This is a genomic window from Fictibacillus sp. FJAT-27399 (assembly GCF_001510655.1).
In the GTDB taxonomy this organism is placed as follows: Bacteria; Bacillota; Bacilli; order Bacillales; family Fictibacillaceae; genus Fictibacillus_C; species Fictibacillus_C marinisediminis.
The window spans coordinates 169,847-185,090 of the sequence record NZ_LMVC01000003.1; the positions used below are offsets into that span (position 1 = coordinate 169,847).

Annotated in this window: 14 protein-coding genes; 13 read left to right on the forward strand and 1 reads right to left on the reverse strand. The window is 49.1% G+C overall.

The features are described 5' to 3' along the window. The first annotated feature begins 304 nt into the window (after nt 1-304). From AR335_RS15030 to AR335_RS24195, 3 genes are all read left to right on the forward strand, one after another. On the forward strand, nt 305-1,006 hold the full coding sequence (locus AR335_RS15030) for a Cof-type HAD-IIB family hydrolase (RefSeq protein WP_062237998.1): 702 nt from the start codon (nt 305-307) through the stop codon (nt 1,004-1,006). 705 nt (nt 1,007-1,711) lie between these two features. Beyond that, nucleotides 1,712-4,762, forward strand: coding sequence for an efflux RND transporter permease subunit (locus AR335_RS15035; RefSeq protein WP_062237423.1), 3,051 nt, complete (start codon nt 1,712-1,714; stop codon nt 4,760-4,762). 43 nt (nt 4,763-4,805) lie between these two features. Continuing rightward, on the forward strand, nt 4,806-5,066 hold the full coding sequence (locus AR335_RS24195) for a hypothetical protein (protein ID WP_156419017.1): 261 nt from the start codon (nt 4,806-4,808) through the stop codon (nt 5,064-5,066). 100 nt (nt 5,067-5,166) lie between these two features. Here AR335_RS24195 and AR335_RS15040 read toward each other — a convergent pair whose 3' ends face one another. Further along, nucleotides 5,167-5,895 carry a Bax inhibitor-1/YccA family protein gene (locus tag AR335_RS15040; RefSeq protein WP_062237425.1) on the reverse strand — a complete coding sequence of 243 codons (729 nt, stop codon included), beginning with the start codon at nt 5,893-5,895 and terminating at the stop codon, nt 5,167-5,169. 505 nt (nt 5,896-6,400) lie between these two features. On the opposite strand from AR335_RS15040, the gene AR335_RS15050 reads away from it, so the two are divergent. From AR335_RS15050 to dmpG, 10 genes are all read left to right on the forward strand, one after another. Beyond that, entirely contained in the window at nt 6,401-7,930 is a 1,530-nt protein-coding gene (locus tag AR335_RS15050; protein ID WP_062237429.1) for a 4-hydroxyphenylacetate 3-hydroxylase family protein, read from the forward strand. A gap of 55 nt (nt 7,931-7,985) precedes the next feature. Beyond that, the gene (locus AR335_RS15055; protein WP_062237431.1) at nt 7,986-8,732 is read left to right on the forward strand and encodes an IclR family transcriptional regulator; all 747 of its coding nucleotides are present in this window, start codon (nt 7,986-7,988) and stop codon (nt 8,730-8,732) included. 32 nt (nt 8,733-8,764) lie between these two features. Then, nucleotides 8,765-9,313 carry a 3-hydroxyanthranilate 3,4-dioxygenase gene (gene nbaC / locus AR335_RS15060; RefSeq protein ID WP_053356784.1) on the forward strand — a complete coding sequence of 183 codons (549 nt, stop codon included), beginning with the start codon at nt 8,765-8,767 and terminating at the stop codon, nt 9,311-9,313. Continuing rightward, entirely contained in the window at nt 9,298-10,341 is a 1,044-nt protein-coding gene (locus AR335_RS15065; RefSeq protein ID WP_062237433.1) for an amidohydrolase family protein, read from the forward strand. The genes nbaC and AR335_RS15065 overlap by 16 nt, the downstream gene beginning before the upstream one ends. Continuing rightward, a complete protein-coding gene (locus tag AR335_RS15070; protein WP_053356786.1) occupies nt 10,313-10,771 on the forward strand; it encodes a RidA family protein in 459 nt (152 codons plus the stop codon). Before AR335_RS15065 ends, AR335_RS15070 begins: the two co-directional genes overlap by 29 nt. A gap of 12 nt (nt 10,772-10,783) precedes the next feature. After that, nucleotides 10,784-12,253, forward strand: coding sequence for an aldehyde dehydrogenase (locus AR335_RS15075; protein WP_062237435.1), 1,470 nt, complete (start codon nt 10,784-10,786; stop codon nt 12,251-12,253). Nucleotides 12,254-12,273: 20 nt separating this feature from the next. Beyond that, entirely contained in the window at nt 12,274-12,417 is a 144-nt protein-coding gene (locus AR335_RS24200; RefSeq protein ID WP_156419018.1) for a hypothetical protein, read from the forward strand. Between the two features lie 95 nt (nt 12,418-12,512). Next, nucleotides 12,513-13,292, forward strand: coding sequence for a 2-keto-4-pentenoate hydratase (locus AR335_RS15080; RefSeq protein WP_062237437.1), 780 nt, complete (start codon nt 12,513-12,515; stop codon nt 13,290-13,292). A 15-nt stretch (nt 13,293-13,307) separates the two neighbouring features. Beyond that, the gene (locus AR335_RS15085) at nt 13,308-14,216 is read left to right on the forward strand and encodes an acetaldehyde dehydrogenase (acetylating) (RefSeq protein WP_062237439.1); all 909 of its coding nucleotides are present in this window, start codon (nt 13,308-13,310) and stop codon (nt 14,214-14,216) included. After that, a complete protein-coding gene (dmpG, locus tag AR335_RS15090) occupies nt 14,203-15,228 on the forward strand; it encodes a 4-hydroxy-2-oxovalerate aldolase (RefSeq protein ID WP_062237441.1) in 1,026 nt (341 codons plus the stop codon). The genes AR335_RS15085 and dmpG overlap by 14 nt, the downstream gene beginning before the upstream one ends. The last annotated feature ends 16 nt before the right edge of the window (nt 15,229-15,244 follow it).

Below are 15,244 nucleotides of genomic sequence, written 5' to 3' on the forward strand. Positions count from 1 at the left end.
AGGAGTCTCGCATCTTCCACTTCAATTAACTTTTCATTGAAGATTTTTCAAGCCAAAAAGGGGCTGCCTGAAGGTCAATTTTCGACTTTCTGGACAGCCCCTTTTTTTATTTCTGGTTTAAACAAGTGTTTAACCAGAATGGTTCCTTCCTTTCATTCATAGGTATAAGTAGCAGGGGTCTGGCTGAAAAGCCCTAACGTAAGAAATATTGTGCATTTTATGCTAATCTGTGGGTAGCGAAACGAAGAAAGGGATGTTATGAGTGGGAGTGGAACAAAAGGAAATTAAGCTTATTGCCCTGGATATGGACGGAACATTATTGAATGAACAGCTGGAGATCTCTGAAGGGAACCGGCAGGCGATTCGAGAGGCTCAGGCAAAGGGCGTGCATGTTGTCCTCAGCACAGGCCGTTCGCTTTTGACGTGCCGGGACTATGCAAAATCGTTAGAACTTAATTCTTATCTTGTAACGGTAAACGGCAGTGAGGTATGGGACAGCAAAGGCAGCCTTGTCGAGCGGACTCTGCTTCATAACGATCATATCGAGGCAATGATGGAGTTAACGAAAAAACATGGTGCACAGTTTTGGGCCGTGTCGACGGATAAGGTATGGCGCGAAAATTTTCCGGAAAACTGCGCAGAGATGGAGTGGCTGAAATTCGGCTTCAACATTGCCGATGATGAGGTTCGGAAGCTCGTACTCGAGGAACTCTCGAAGAACAAGGAGCTCGAGATCAGTAACTCAAGTCTCACGAACATCGAGGTTAACGCAGTTGGAATCAACAAAGCACGGGCGCTCAACCGAGTGTGCCAGGAGCTTGGCATCACGATGGGTCATGTGATCGCGATGGGCGACAGCCTGAACGATATCGCAATGATTACGGAAGCCGGGATTGGCGTGGCGATGGGCAATGCTCAGGACGTTGTAAAACAAGCGGCCGACTGGGTGACAGGCACCAACGTGGAAGATGGTGTCGCCCAGGCGATCAGGCATTGGGTGCTTTAGAATAGTGGAGAGACCATTCAGACGATGTCTGGATGGTCTTTTTTTGTGGGAACTTCAACTGGGCTGAGCAGGCGATCCTTTAACGCGTGTAATGAAGGCAATGTGGATGATTTTAGCGCTGTTTTTGGTGATAAAATGAGGATTTTCAAGTGATTTTTTCTTCGTGAAGCTTTCACTCGCGTTTTAAGCAGCTTTAGGAGGGTTCAGGAGGTCATTTAGCACTTGATTTCAGAGAAAATTTAGTTTTTTTCTTCTGTGATTTGATGTTGCGGAAATTTAATTATCGAAAACACCAAATATTTTATCGAAATTCTCGTTTTATTATCGAAAAAGTCAATATATTATCGAAACAGCTGATTTTATTATCGAACAGGATATGCCCGACGCTAATCGACTGTTTTCGACGCATTTGTCCCACAAAACCTGTAAATACGCCTCAAGTCGTATGTGGAAATACAGCCGGAGGACATTATGGAAAAATCGGCCAGCAAGTAAACTAATGTTATGAATTTTAAAGGTATATTTACTTTTTTGGTTTATATATCCATAAAATGTAAGTATACTGTATATGGGCATTTAGTCTGCTTGAAGAATGTGAACAAATGAGGCAGACAGTCCGTCATACATAGGGGAGGATGAACAAACAAAGGGGTAGTTTGTTCTAACAGCTCTATAACAAATTAAATGGGGAATGGTGGGAAACGTATGCAGTTTATAACAAAATGGGCTTTTCGGAATAAAGCGTCGGTGACATTGCTTGTCATTATTGCGCTCATTATCGGGACGGTGAGCTATTTCCGTCTGCCGATGGAATTTTTGCCGGAAGCGGATAATCCGCAGGTAAGCGTCGTGACGCTCGGGCAGGGATATGATGCAGGATCCATGACAGACAAAGTAACCGAGCCAGTGGAACAGGCCGTTTCAGGGGTAAAAGGAAAGTCGTCAGTTCTTTCGACGACAGGGGACGGCTATTCTCAGATTACGATTAACTTTGATTCGAAAACAAATATGAAAGACGCAAAAAGAGAGGTTCAGGAGGCGGTCAGCGGACTGCAGTTTCCTGAAACGGTCGGCAAACCACTAGTATCACAGCTCAACACTTCCATGATACCGGTCGGGCAGATCTCCTTTACGTTTGCTGACGGACTGACCAAGGCAAATATGGAAAAGGCAAAAAAGACGCTGCTCCCTCTTTTTGAAAATAAGAAAAGCATTTCCCAAGCCAGTATTTTCGGGGAAAACAATTCCCGTGTAGAAGTGAAGCTGGATACGAAAAAAATGAAAGAGAAAAACATACCCGTCAATAGCGTGATGAGTGTTCTTCAAGGACAAAACGCCTCGGTAACTGCAGGCGGCGCAACGATTGACGGCAAGAAAAGTACGATCAATGTGACGGACAATCTAACATCCGTCAGTGCGTTGGAAAAGCTGGTCGTTCCGGTTCAAGTGATGAATCCAAAAGCACCAGTCATCCATTTAAAAGATATCGCATCTATTAATCTGAAAAAAACTGAGAACACGGTGATGCGCATTAACGGAAAAGAAAGCCTGGCCATCACTGTTTTCAAAGACAACAGTGCAAGTGCTGTGACAGCCAGTAAAGATGTGAAGGCAACCGTGAAAAAAATCAATAAAGACTTTCCGGGTGTAAAAGCCAGTACGGTATTTACGACTGGAGACATGGTGGAAAACTCCGTAAACAGTATGATGAAGGAAGTACTGCTCGGAGCATTGTTTGCGACTCTAGTCATTCTTGTTTTCTTGAGAAGAGTGAAGCCGACCCTCGTGACGATCGTATCCATCCCGCTTTCGCTGGCGATCACACTTCTTCTGCTCTGGCTGTCAGGGGTTACACTGAACATCCTGACTCTGGGAGGAGTGGCGGTGGCTGTCGGACGGCTTGTTGATGACAGCATCGTGGTCGTTGAAAATATTTTCAGACGAAGCCAAAGCAAAGCATTTACGAAAGAAAATGTCATGGCAGCAACGGCTGAAGTATCACGGGCCATTACTTCATCAACCTTGATTACAGTCGCCGTGTTCCTGCCAATGGGCCTCGTCAACGGCTCCCTAAAAGAATTTTTATTGCCGTTCGGTCTTACGGTGACGTATTCGCTACTTGCTTCTCTTTTAGTAGCATTGGCCGTCGTACCGTTATTGAGCCAGGGCATGCTGAAGAAGATGAAGCTTCCTGCCCACTCCGAGCCAAAGCGTTATTTGAATGTTTTAAAATGGTCGCTTAACCATAAATATGTTCCGATCATTATCGCAATTGTTGTACTTGTCGGCTCGCTTGGATTGTATGTTTCCTTGCCGAAGGGAGCTGTCAGTGCAGAGGATGCCAGCATGGTTGCCGTCAATATGGAGTTCCCGAGCAACACGCCGGCAGACGACATTAAAGATCGCATGGTTGCCTTTGAAGAGAAGCTGGCTGATATCAAGGGCTATGATTATTTGATCACTCAGTATGGAGCCAGTGAAGACGAAGCGAAATACGGTCAGGTCAGCACCCCGGATACGGTCAAATTTACCGTCATCATGAAAGAAAAGGGCGGCGCCGATAATTACATCAAAAAGGTAAAAGAACTGAAGAAAGACGAAAACGGAGTAACCATTACCGCTTCTGCCGGATCAATGTTCGGCAGCGGATCCGGTGGTTCTGCCATCACGTATGATATCAGCGGGAATGACCCGGATGAAATCATGAGTTCCTCTAAAGAACTAATGAGTGTGATAAAAGATGTAGACGGAGTGAAGAAGGTCTCAAGCAACCAGGAAAAAACTGCTCCTGTCTATACCGTCAAAGTAGACACTGAAAAAATGAACACCCAGCAGGCTGCACAGCAGGTGGCTTCTCTTATTCAGCCAATGCCGATCGGATCCATTACGCTGGATGGGAAATCAACACCGGTGCTGCTGAACGCAGGAATCAACCCTTCAAAGGCATCTGACCTGGAGGATCTTTCCATCCAGACAGCCCAGGGTATTCTGCCTCTTTCCAAAGTTGCTCAGATTACAGAGGAAGATAAACCAAGCACCGAGCTTCATAAAGACGGCAAACCGTTCATCCGCATTTCTGCGGAAGTGAAACCTGAAAAGCTGTCAGTTGTATCCGCAGCAATTGATAAGAAAGTGAAAAAAGTCGACTTGCCAAAAGGCGTCAGCCTGGAGCAGGGCGGAGCGGCACAGCAGCAGTCCAGCGATTTTGCTGATCTTGGTCTGACGATGCTCGCTTCCATTTTAATCGTGTACCTCATTATGGTCATTACGTTTAAAACGTTCCGTGCGCCGCTCGCGATTTTAATGACGCTTCCGCTAGCTTCCATCGGTGCGGTTCTCGGCCTCCTGATTTCAGGCGTGCCAGCTGATCCGACTGCATTAATCGGCGGACTCATGCTGATCGGTATCGTCATCACGAACGCGATCGTACTTATCGACCGCGTGAAGCAGAACGAAGAAACCATGATCATTCGCGACGCGATCATCGAGGCGTGCGGTACACGCTTACGCCCAGTTATCATGACAGCGGTCGCTACGATTTTTGCGATGCTTCCGCTTCTGTTCTCTCAATCCGAAGACGGCAGCCTCGTTTCAAAATCACTTGCTGTCGTTGTTATCGGTGGACTGACAGGTGCAACCATTTTAACGCTTGTCATCGTCCCGGTCTTCTATGAGCTGCTTCATTTCAGAAAATCAAAACGCCAGCGGGTGAAGATGTCCCAGCAAGATGGCTTCCCACTGAGCCAGGATGCGTAATGAAGCAGGAAAAGAGGGGGCTGTCCAAGAAGTCTGGTAGCTGTTGATCTCCGCTCCAGGCTGCTCGCTTTCCGCGGGGCGTGCGGTGAGCCTTACCGGCGTGAACGCCTACTTTTTGGCGCAAGCGCCTGCGGGAGTCTCACCTGTCACGCTAGTCCCGCAGGAGTCTCGCACCTTGCACTCCAATCAACTTTTCATTGAAGATTTTTCACGTCAAAGGAGCTGCCTGAAGGTCAATTTTCGACTTTCAGGACAGCCCCTTCTTTTTTTTGAGTGGATGAAGGCTAAAAATGGATGCCGCTAGATTATTTAGCTCAGGCGCCAGATTAATTACTTCAGGCGCCAGTTCTGCAGGGGTTGTCCTTAGCTAATGACACAAAAAAAACCTGCCGCAGCAGGTTTTTTTAGTTCTTAAGTTTGGACAGCAGGCGGAGCATTTCAAGATACAGCCAGACGAGTGTAAGCATTAACCCAAATCCTGCGTACCATTCCATATATTTTGGCGCTCTTTGTTCAACGCCTCTTTCAATAAAATCAAAATCAAGCACAAGATTGAGAGCGGCTACGCCGACAATAACCAGACTGATGATAATGCCGACTACACCAGTTTCATGAATAAAAGGAACATGAAGCCCGAAAAAGCGAAGAACAAAATCAATCAGGTAAACGATGGCAATCCCCAGAGTGGCTGACATGACGCCAAGCCTGAAATTTTTCGTGACTTTGATCAAGCCCAATTTGTATACGATCAAAAGCGCAAAGAGCACGCTGAATGTGAGTAAAACTGCTTGCGTGGTAATGCCTGAAAACTTTGCCTCATACATGGCACTTATGCCGCCAAGAGCCAGACCTTCCAGCATCGCATACAGCGGTGCTAAAAAGGGTGATGCCTTTGGAACAAAAATGGTGATCAGCGAAACAATGAAAGCTCCGATGACTCCTGCGAGCAGAAGCGGAGCCACCTGTTTTCCATCAAAATATTGATTCCACGTGTAAAAGGCAGTCGCACATAATAAGACGAGCAGGATGAACGTTTTATTAACCGTCCCCTGAAGGGTCATCGGGCGGTCGATCCCTTGCCCTCTCAGCTTGGAAAACGTGGAATCTTTTAAACTAGGGTTAGAACTCCTCATCACACAGCCTCCTTTTTATTTAAACTATACTAGACGTGGGGAATGGGTTCAATCTGTACCTTTTGCATCTTTGTAATAAGGGGGCATATTTTATGAAAATGATGTGTTTTGCAAGTAAACTATGTCGAACCGCAAGTAACTGGTCGATTTTTGCAAGTAAACTATGTAAAGTCGCAAGTAACGGAGCGGTTTTCGCAAGTAAACAGGGTATAATCGCAAGTAATTCAATACCGCACACCCTACAGGCTTTCTCATACCCTCCAGAACCACGCCATTTCGCCAAAAATTGTCGAACGATTCCGCCCAAAACCGCCAACGTCCTGTGCTAAAATTTACCCGACACCTCTTTTTTCTACATTAAAAAACTTCAATTCCACCCATTCTACGATTCAAATTTAGCGAAAAAATATCTTAGACTTTCATAATATGAAATTACCTCATTGAGTTTAGAAAGCGCTTTCATCTATAGTGTGGACAGGCTATAGAAAATGAAGGAGGAAGTGCTATGGGAATCCGAACGGGAGCTCAGTATATCGACGGGTTAAAGTCCCGTCAGCCTGAGATTTGGCTGGAGGGCAGGAAAGTGACGGATATTGTCAACGAGCCTGTTTTGCGCCAGCCAATCCTGGAGATCGCGAAGCTGTATGATATGCAGCATGATCCTGATCAGCAGGAAAAGATCACGCATGTTTGTGAAGAGACGGGCGAGCGTGTATCCAACGCGTTTCTCGTGCCGCGCAAGCTTGAGGACGTTATGGCAAGGCGCAGCTTGTTTGAAGCATATGCTAACGCTACATACGGTCTGATGGGAAGAACACCGGACTTTTTGAACGTCGTGGTCACCGGGATGGCGAGCAACTCCTGGTTCCTGGACAAGTACAATCCGGAATGGTCCGTTAACATTCAAAATTACTACCGATACATCCGGGATAACGACTTGTTCCTTACGCATGCGATCATCAACCCGCAAAATGACCGAAGCAAAACATCGCATGAACAAAAAGATGCATTCACTCACCTTGGAGCAGTGGAGGAGACGCCGGAAGGACTGCTTGTTCGGGGAGCGAAAATGCTTGCGACACTTGCTCCAATTACAGATGAAGTCATCGTGTATTCGTTCCCAGGCTTCAAACCGGGAGATGAGCGGTATGCACTGGCATTTGCGCTTCCGATTGATACACAGGGACTCCGCATCATCTGCCGTGAGCCGATGCAGGACGGCAAACGTTCACTGTTCGACCATCCGCTGGCTTCCCGTTTTGAGGAAATGGATGCACTCCTTGTGTTCAATGATGTCCTTGTTCCTTGGGACCGTGTGTTTATCCACAATAACGTGGAAGCGGCGAACTTGCTTTATCCGAAAACAGGGATCGCCCAGCAGCCTGCACATCAGTCAGGCGTTCGTGGGCTCGCCAAGCTGTCGTTCGCTGTGGATGTCGCCTGCCGTTTAGCGGATTCCATCGGGGTTGATGTGTATTTGAACGTACAGAACGATCTTGGGGAACTCATTCAAAGCGTGGAAACGATTCGTGCCTTGCTGCGTGTTTCTGAATATGAATGTGAGGTTACGCCTTCTGGCGAGTACATGCCGGCGGCCGCTCCGCTGGAGACCATCCGCGGCTTGCTGCCAACCTTTTATCCGCGTGCCATCGAAGTCATCCAGATCATTGGTGCCGGGGGATTGCTCATGTCACCGTCAGGCTATGATTTTGAAAATCCGGAGTTAAGAGAGGATATGGATCGTTACTATGTTGGACGTGAAGGCGTTTCGTCCATTGACCGTGTGCGCATCTTTAAACTCGCATGGGATCTGTCAGGAGAAGCGTTTGGACAGCGTGCACTGCAGTATGAACGTTATTACACGGGAGACCCGATCCGAAAGCGGGCCATCTTTTACAACAACCATAAACGCAAGAACGCATTCCCATTGGTGGACCAGGCTTTACATGAGGCAGACCGGGCCAGGGAAACGGCAAAAGCTATCCATTCTGAAAAAGAGGAGGGGATCGCTGACGCTGATACAGTAATGCAATAAGAAATGGCCGGCAGCCCAGAGCTTACCGTTTTAAAGAAGCGAAGGGGGAAGAGATGTGATTGGATCTGTTCAGAAGATTGCTAGAATCTTGAACTGTTTTACGGATGAAGAACCGGTGCTGGGGAACCTCGACATTGCTACAAAGCTTGATTTAAACCCGAGTTCTGTCCACCATCTGCTGCATACCCTGTGCCAGGAAGGCATGCTCATCAAGGACAGCCAGAAAAAATACAGGCTAGGATGGAAGCTGCTCGAATGGGGCAACCGGGTCATGTATCAGAAGGAAATGCTGAGCGGAGCTTTCCCAATTGTGGAAGGGCTCATCCGCCGTTTTAACGGGGCGGTTCATATCGGCATGTTTGATCAAGGAGAGGTCGTGTTTGTCCTGAAAGCCAGCCCTAAAGAAAGCCGGGAAATTCCGACGTATGTCGGTTCAAGAAAGCCTGCCTACTGCACGAGCTCAGGAAAGATTCTATTATCCTCAAACCCTCCCATGGTGAAGGTCACCGTGGAGAAGGGGCTTGTGCAGCGGGCTCCGAATACCATCACATGTGCGGCTCAGCTGCAAACCGAGCTTCAGGAAGTGAAAAAGCGCGGCTATTCCGTGAGCGATAACGAAAATGAACTTGGTTTGTACGGCGTGGCTGCCCCCATCCGCTCCTACTCCGGCCATACCATTGCGTCACTGAACATTGTCGGGGAGCCATTTTATATGCAGGGCCGCGACAGCAAAGGGATTCTGGAGCATCTACTGCTCACGGCTAACACTCTATCAAAAGAGCTTGGATATATCGAAGTCTAGTATTTCTATTAAAAATTCGGGAGGAATACCAAATGACAAAGACGGCTGAACGACTGTTTTCTTTTAATCTGCTTAAATGGATCGAGGAAAATAAGGATGCGTTAAAACCGCCTGTGAACAACAAAGTGCTCTGGCAGGATTCTGAGTTCATCTGCATGATCATCGGCGGACCGAACCGCCGGCGTGATTTTCACGTCGACCCTTCAGACGAGTTCTTTTACCAGATCAAAGGCGACTGTTATGTCGAGTGCATTACGGAAGACGGGGCAAGAAAGGTCGTTACAGTAAAAGAAGGTGAAGTGTTCATGCTGCCTGCGATGGTTCCACATTCTCCTCACCGTGTAGCGGACACGTACGGACTCGTCATCGAGCGCAAGCGTGCAGAAGGAGAACTAGAGGATTTCGTCTGGTTCTGTGATGAGTGCAACCATGAGATGCACCGGGTGACCGTACAGCTGAACGATATTGAAAAACAAGTGAAAGAAGCAATCCATAGCTTTAATTCAGATGCGGAAGTCCGCTTGTGCAAGAATTGCGGCCACCACATGCCGGAAAACGTGGAGGAATGGAAGTGCGAATAGATTTTCACACCCATATCATTCCGGAGAGCTTTCCGGATTTTACGGAAAAATACGGCGGAGAGCGCTGGCCGGTGCTGAACCGGACGTGTGCGTGCGGTGCGTCCATCATGGTGGGTGGAAAAAATTTTCGGGATGTGACGGACCAGGTATGGTCGCCGGAAAAACGAATTCAGGACATGGACCGGGAAGGCGTTGATATTCAGGTGCTGTCCCCGATTCCGGTCACGTTCTCGTACTGGGCGAATCCGGAAGCTGCAATCGAGATGGCAAAGATTCAGAACGATTTTATTGCAGAAACGGCCGCAAAGCACCCGGACCGTTTTGTCGGCTTAGGGACGGTCCCGATGCAGGAGAGTGTAACCGCCGTCCGGGAGATGGAACGCTGCATCAATGAACTTGGTCTGTATGGCATTGAGATCGGAACGAACGTCAACGGCAAGAACTTGGATGATCCGTCATTTCTGCTATTTTTTGAGATGGCAGAAAAATGGGAAGTGCCAATCTTCATCCACCCGTGGGAGACGCTCGGACGGGATCGGATGCCGAACCATAACTTCATGTATACGGTAGGCATGCCGAGTGAGACGGCGCTTGCAGCGGCCTCGCTCATCTGGAGCGGCATTATGGAGAAGCATCCGCGTCTGAAGATCTGTTTTGCCCATGGAGGCGGTTCGTTTCCTTACCTCATTCCAAGACTGGATCAAGGCTGGAACGTCTGGCCGCACCTCAGGCTGACGACTCATCCGCCGAGCCATTATGCCAAACAGTTTTATTTTGATTCGTTAAACTACGATCCGCTGAACATCAAATATATGATGGAGCGGTTTGGCTTCGAGAAAATTTTCATGGGTTCGGATTATCCGTTTTTGCTGCGTGAAATCAATCCTGGCAAGGTGATCGATGAAACGCTCGAGTTAACAGCTGAGCAGAAACGCGGCATGCTTGGTGAGAATGCAGCACGGTTTTTAAATTTGGAACTCGGGAAACGGGGTGCAGTTCTTGCAAACAGTGCAAAATCCGGAGAGTAAGCTGGAGGAGCTCGGGCTGACCCTCGCTCCTGTCCGGACGGCAGTCGGAAACTATGTGAGCTGTGTAAGAACCGGAAGCCTTCTTTTTACATCCGGTCAGGGTGTTGATCAGTATCATGGCAAACTGGGCCGGGAACTAACGATTGAAGAAGGATATTTGGCCGCCCAACAGTCGATGCTGAATCTTCTCAGTGTCGTGAAGCAGGAGCTTGGTGAGTTGAGCAGAGTGAAGCGTGTCGTGAAGATACTTGGCATGGTGAACTGTACAGAGGATTTTACCGCGACTCCCCAAGTGATGAACGGGGCGTCGGATCTGCTCGTTCAAGTGTTTGGCGAAAAAGGAAAACACGCGCGTTCAGCCGTCGGGATGGCACAGCTTCCGAACAATACGGCGATTGAGATCGAGATGATTCTGGAGATCGAAGAGTAAGGAGGTTCACACATGACGAAAGAAATGACGGCTGATAAAAAAACACTGAAAGACGCGCTTCTTTTTATTGACGGCGAGTACGTAGAGGCCCGTTCCGGCAGCACGTTCGACTCCATCAATCCGGCGACCAATGAAAAGCTCGCAGCTGTTGCGAACGGAAGTCCGGAAGATGCGGAGCGTGCGATCGAATCGGCCAAGAAAGCTTTTGACAGCGGTGTTTGGAGCAAGATGCCGGTAGAGGAACGCTCTGATATTCTATGCCGGATGTCCGACCTGATCATGGAGAACGTGGACGAGCTCGCGATGGTCGAAACGCTTGATGTTGGCAAGCCAATCAAAGAAAGCCGTGGATTTGATATTCCGCGGGCCGCTTCCAACTTCCGCTTTTTTGCCGAGATGTCCAAATACATGGTTCACGAGCATTACGACAAGCACAATATCATGTCCTACGCTAAATATACTCCGGCCGGGGTTACGAGCCTCATCATCCCGTGGAACCTTCCGTTCATGCAGATGACGTGGAAAGCGTCGGCCGCTCTTGCAGCAGGCAATACGGTCGTTGTAAAGCCGGCATCCTATACACCGCTTAGTGCGGTCATGCTCGGCGAGATTGCGAACGAAGCCGGGCTGCCGCCGGGAGTATTGAACATAATTACCGGTCCGGGCAGCACGATGGGCACGGCGATGACAACCAATCCGTCAGTCCGCAGGATCTCATTTGTGGGTGAATCGAATACAGGCAAAACGATCATGCGCAATGCGGCGGAAAACCTGATCCCAGTTTCATTGGAGCTTGGCGGAAAATCAGCGAATATCGTGTTTGAAGATGCCGACCTGGATGAAGCGGTACAAGGTTCACTTGATGCGATCTACCGCAACCAGGGGGAGATCTGCTTAGCGGGGTCGCGCCTGTTATTGCAGGAAAGCATCTATGATCAGTTTTTGGAAAAGTTTACGGTGGCTGTTCAGAAAATTAAAGTCGGCGATCCGACCGATGAAACGACAGATATGGGCGCAGTTGTCTCAAAGAGCCATCTCGAAACGGTACATAACTATGTAGAGATCGGGCTAACTGAGGGGGCGAAGCTGGCATGCGGCGGCAAGCAGGTTAAAGGGCTGGAGCATGGTAACTTTTACGAGCCGACCGTCCTTTATGATGTGGACAACAGCATGCGGGTCGCCCAGGAAGAGATTTTCGGTCCGGTTCTTGTGGTTATTCCATTTAAAACCGAAGAAGATGCCATTCGGATCGCCAATGATTCAATGTACGGCCTTGCAGGAGTCGTCTGGACGAACGATATCCGCCGGGCACAGCGGGTGACGGCAGGTGTGGATTCAGGACTGCTCTGGATCAATTGCTGGTATATTCGTGACCTAAGAACGCCTTTTGGCGGCTCGAAAGCAAGCGGGATCGGGCGTGAAGGCGGCCGGCACAGCTTCGAATTTTATACCGAGGCAAAAACGATCACGATGAAATTATAAGGCTGTTTCAGCAGCTTCTGTTGCTCTTGGAAGTGGTTGATCTCCGTTCCAGGATGCTCGCTTTCCGCGGGGCGTGCGGTGAGCCTGTAGTCTCACCTGTCACGCTACTCCCGCAGGAGTCTCGCACCTTCCACTCCAATCAACTTGGCAATGAAGCTAATTAAACAAAAGCCTTCATAATTTTTTAGAAAAAAGCTAAGAGACGAAAGGTGCTAAATGCCTTTCGTTCCTTATTTTATAGAGAAGGGATGAAACGCCAATGCAAAAATTCATAGATCAGCTCGCAGGGGAACTGCTTGAGGCTGAACGCACGACCGTGCCGGTGGCTCCACTGACGGAACGATTTGAGAACCTTACCGTGGAGGACGCCTATCAGATTCAGCTTGCGATCGCCAAAAGCAAGACAGAAGAAGGCCGAAAAGTGATCGGGAAGAAGGTCGGCCTGACGAGCAAAGCAATGCAGAACATGCTCGGTGTGACAGAACCGGATTATGGCCACTTGTTTGATGATATGGCTGTGAAAAATGGAGAGACCGTTAGAATTAACTCCATGATCAAGCCAAGGGTCGAAGCAGAAATCGGCTTTGTGCTGCGAGAAGAGCTGTTTCAGCCCAACGTGACGTTTTTAGATGTACTTATGGCAACCGATTATGTGGTTCCAGCACTTGAGATCATCGACAGCCGCATCGCCGACTGGAAAATCAAGCTCGTGGATACGGTTGCAGACAACGGATCATCGGCAAAGGTCGTCCTTAGTGACAAGAAGAAAACCATTGATGAGGTTGATTTTAGAAGTGCCAGCATGGTTTTATTCAAAAATGAAGAGCTGATTGCAACCGGGGCAGGAGCGGCAGCACTTGGACACCCGGCTCACGCGGTCGCCTGGCTTGCCAACAAGCTTTACGAGTTCGGCATTCCGTTAAAAGCAAACGAGCTCATTCTGCCAGGTGCTTTATCGGCGGCCATTGACGTTTTGCCAGGAGATACAGTGACGGCAGAATTCGGTCCATTGGGCTGGGTATCCGTCCATTTTGCATAAGAAAGGAGAAAGGCTATGGAGAAGGTAAAAGCAGCAATCATCGGTTCGGGGAACATCGGAACGGACCTCATGTACAAGCTTGCACGAAGTGAATGGCTCGAACTGACTGCTGTCATTGGTATTGATGCGGAATCAGATGGTTTGAAGCGGGCTAAAGATGCGGGGTACACCACGTTTGATAACGGAATTCAGGGGTTGTTGGAAAACCCTGAGCTTGCGGACATCGTTTTTGATGCAACGTCTGCCAAGGCTCATGTGCGCCATGCAGAAGTGCTGAAGGATCTGGGGAAGTTTGCAGTCGATCTCACTCCGGCAGCACGCGGACCGTTCGTATGCCCTGCGGTAAACCTTGGCAGTTATCTTGATGAATCAAATGTAAATATGATCACGTGCGGGGGACAGGCGACGATTCCTATCATTCACGCGATCAACAGGGTGGCAGATGTGGAGTATGGGGAAATCGTAGCGACGATCGCCAGCAAGAGCGCCGGACCTGGAACACGGGCCAACATTGATGAATTTACGATTACGACCCGCAGAGGGATTGAAGAGGCAGGCGGGGCGGACCGCGGAAAAGCTTTGATTATCATGAACCCAGCCGATCCCCCGATTCTGATGAGAGACACGGTGTATTGTGAGGTTAAAAATATGGATGAAGAAGCAATCCGGCAGTCCATCTATGACATGGTTTCTCAAGTTCAAGCGTATGTGCCTGGCTATCTTTTAAAACAAGAGCCGTTGTTTGAAGACAACCGGGTCACTGTTTTTCTTGAGGTGGAAGGGGCTGGAGATTATTTCCCTCCGTATGCCGGCAACCTTGATATCATGACGGCAGCTGCAGTCCGGGTCGCGGAGCAATACGTCAAACACCGGATGGAACAAGGGAAGTCGCCGGAAAGGAAGGGTACCTATGAAACGAAATAGCGAAAAGCCCATAAAATTGACCGAAGTTTGCCTTCGTGACGGCAGCCATGTCATGAAGCACCAGTTCACGGCAGAACAGGTGTGGAAGGTAGCAAAAGCGCTGGATGAGGCTGGCATGCATTACATTGAGGTAAGCCATGGGGATGGACTCGGCGGTTCAACCCTGCAATACGGGCGTTCTCTAGTGGATGAGATGTCACTGATTGAAACAGCGGTCGAGGCGTGTAAGTCGTCAACAGTTGCGGTCCTCTTAATTCCTGGAATCGGTACGGTTCATGAATTGAAACAGGCTCGTGACCTAGGGGCAGGCCTCGTTCGTGTGGCGACTCATGTTACAGAGGCTGATGTTTCTGCTCAGCATATTCACCTGGCACGAGAGCTTGGGATGGAAGCCTTCGGATTTTTGATGATGGCTCACTCTGCTCCCGTCGAAAAGCTGGTCGAACAGGCCAAGCTGATGGAAAGCTATGGCGCGCAGGCGGTGTATGTGACGGATTCCGCGGGTGCCCTGCTGCCTCACGAAGTCCGTGAACGAATCAGCGCTCTTCGCCAGTCGCTGGATATCGAGATCGGGTTTCATGCCCATAACAATCTCTCAGTCGCCGTGGCCAATACACTGGTGGCTATTGAAGAAGGAGCGACCCGGATTGATGGCAGTGTCCGCTGTCTGGGGGCAGGAGCGGGGAATACGCAGACAGAGGTATTGCTGGCTGTACTTGATCGCCTCGGTCTTGATGTGGGGATCGACCTCTATAAAATGCAGGACCTCGCGGAGGATATCGTAGCACCGATGCTGCCGCGTCCGCAGGAGATCAGTAAAGGCAGTCTTGTGATGGGGCATGCCGGTGTCTACTCGAGCTTCCTTCTGCACGCCGAACGGGCAGCTGCTCGTTTCGGACTGGATTCACGGGATATTTTAGTAGAGCTTGGCAAGCGAAAGGCAGTCGGGGGACAGGAAGATATGATACTTGATGTAGCGGCCGAGCTGGCCAAGACCAAACAGGAGGTGTGATTCGTGACGGTAACAA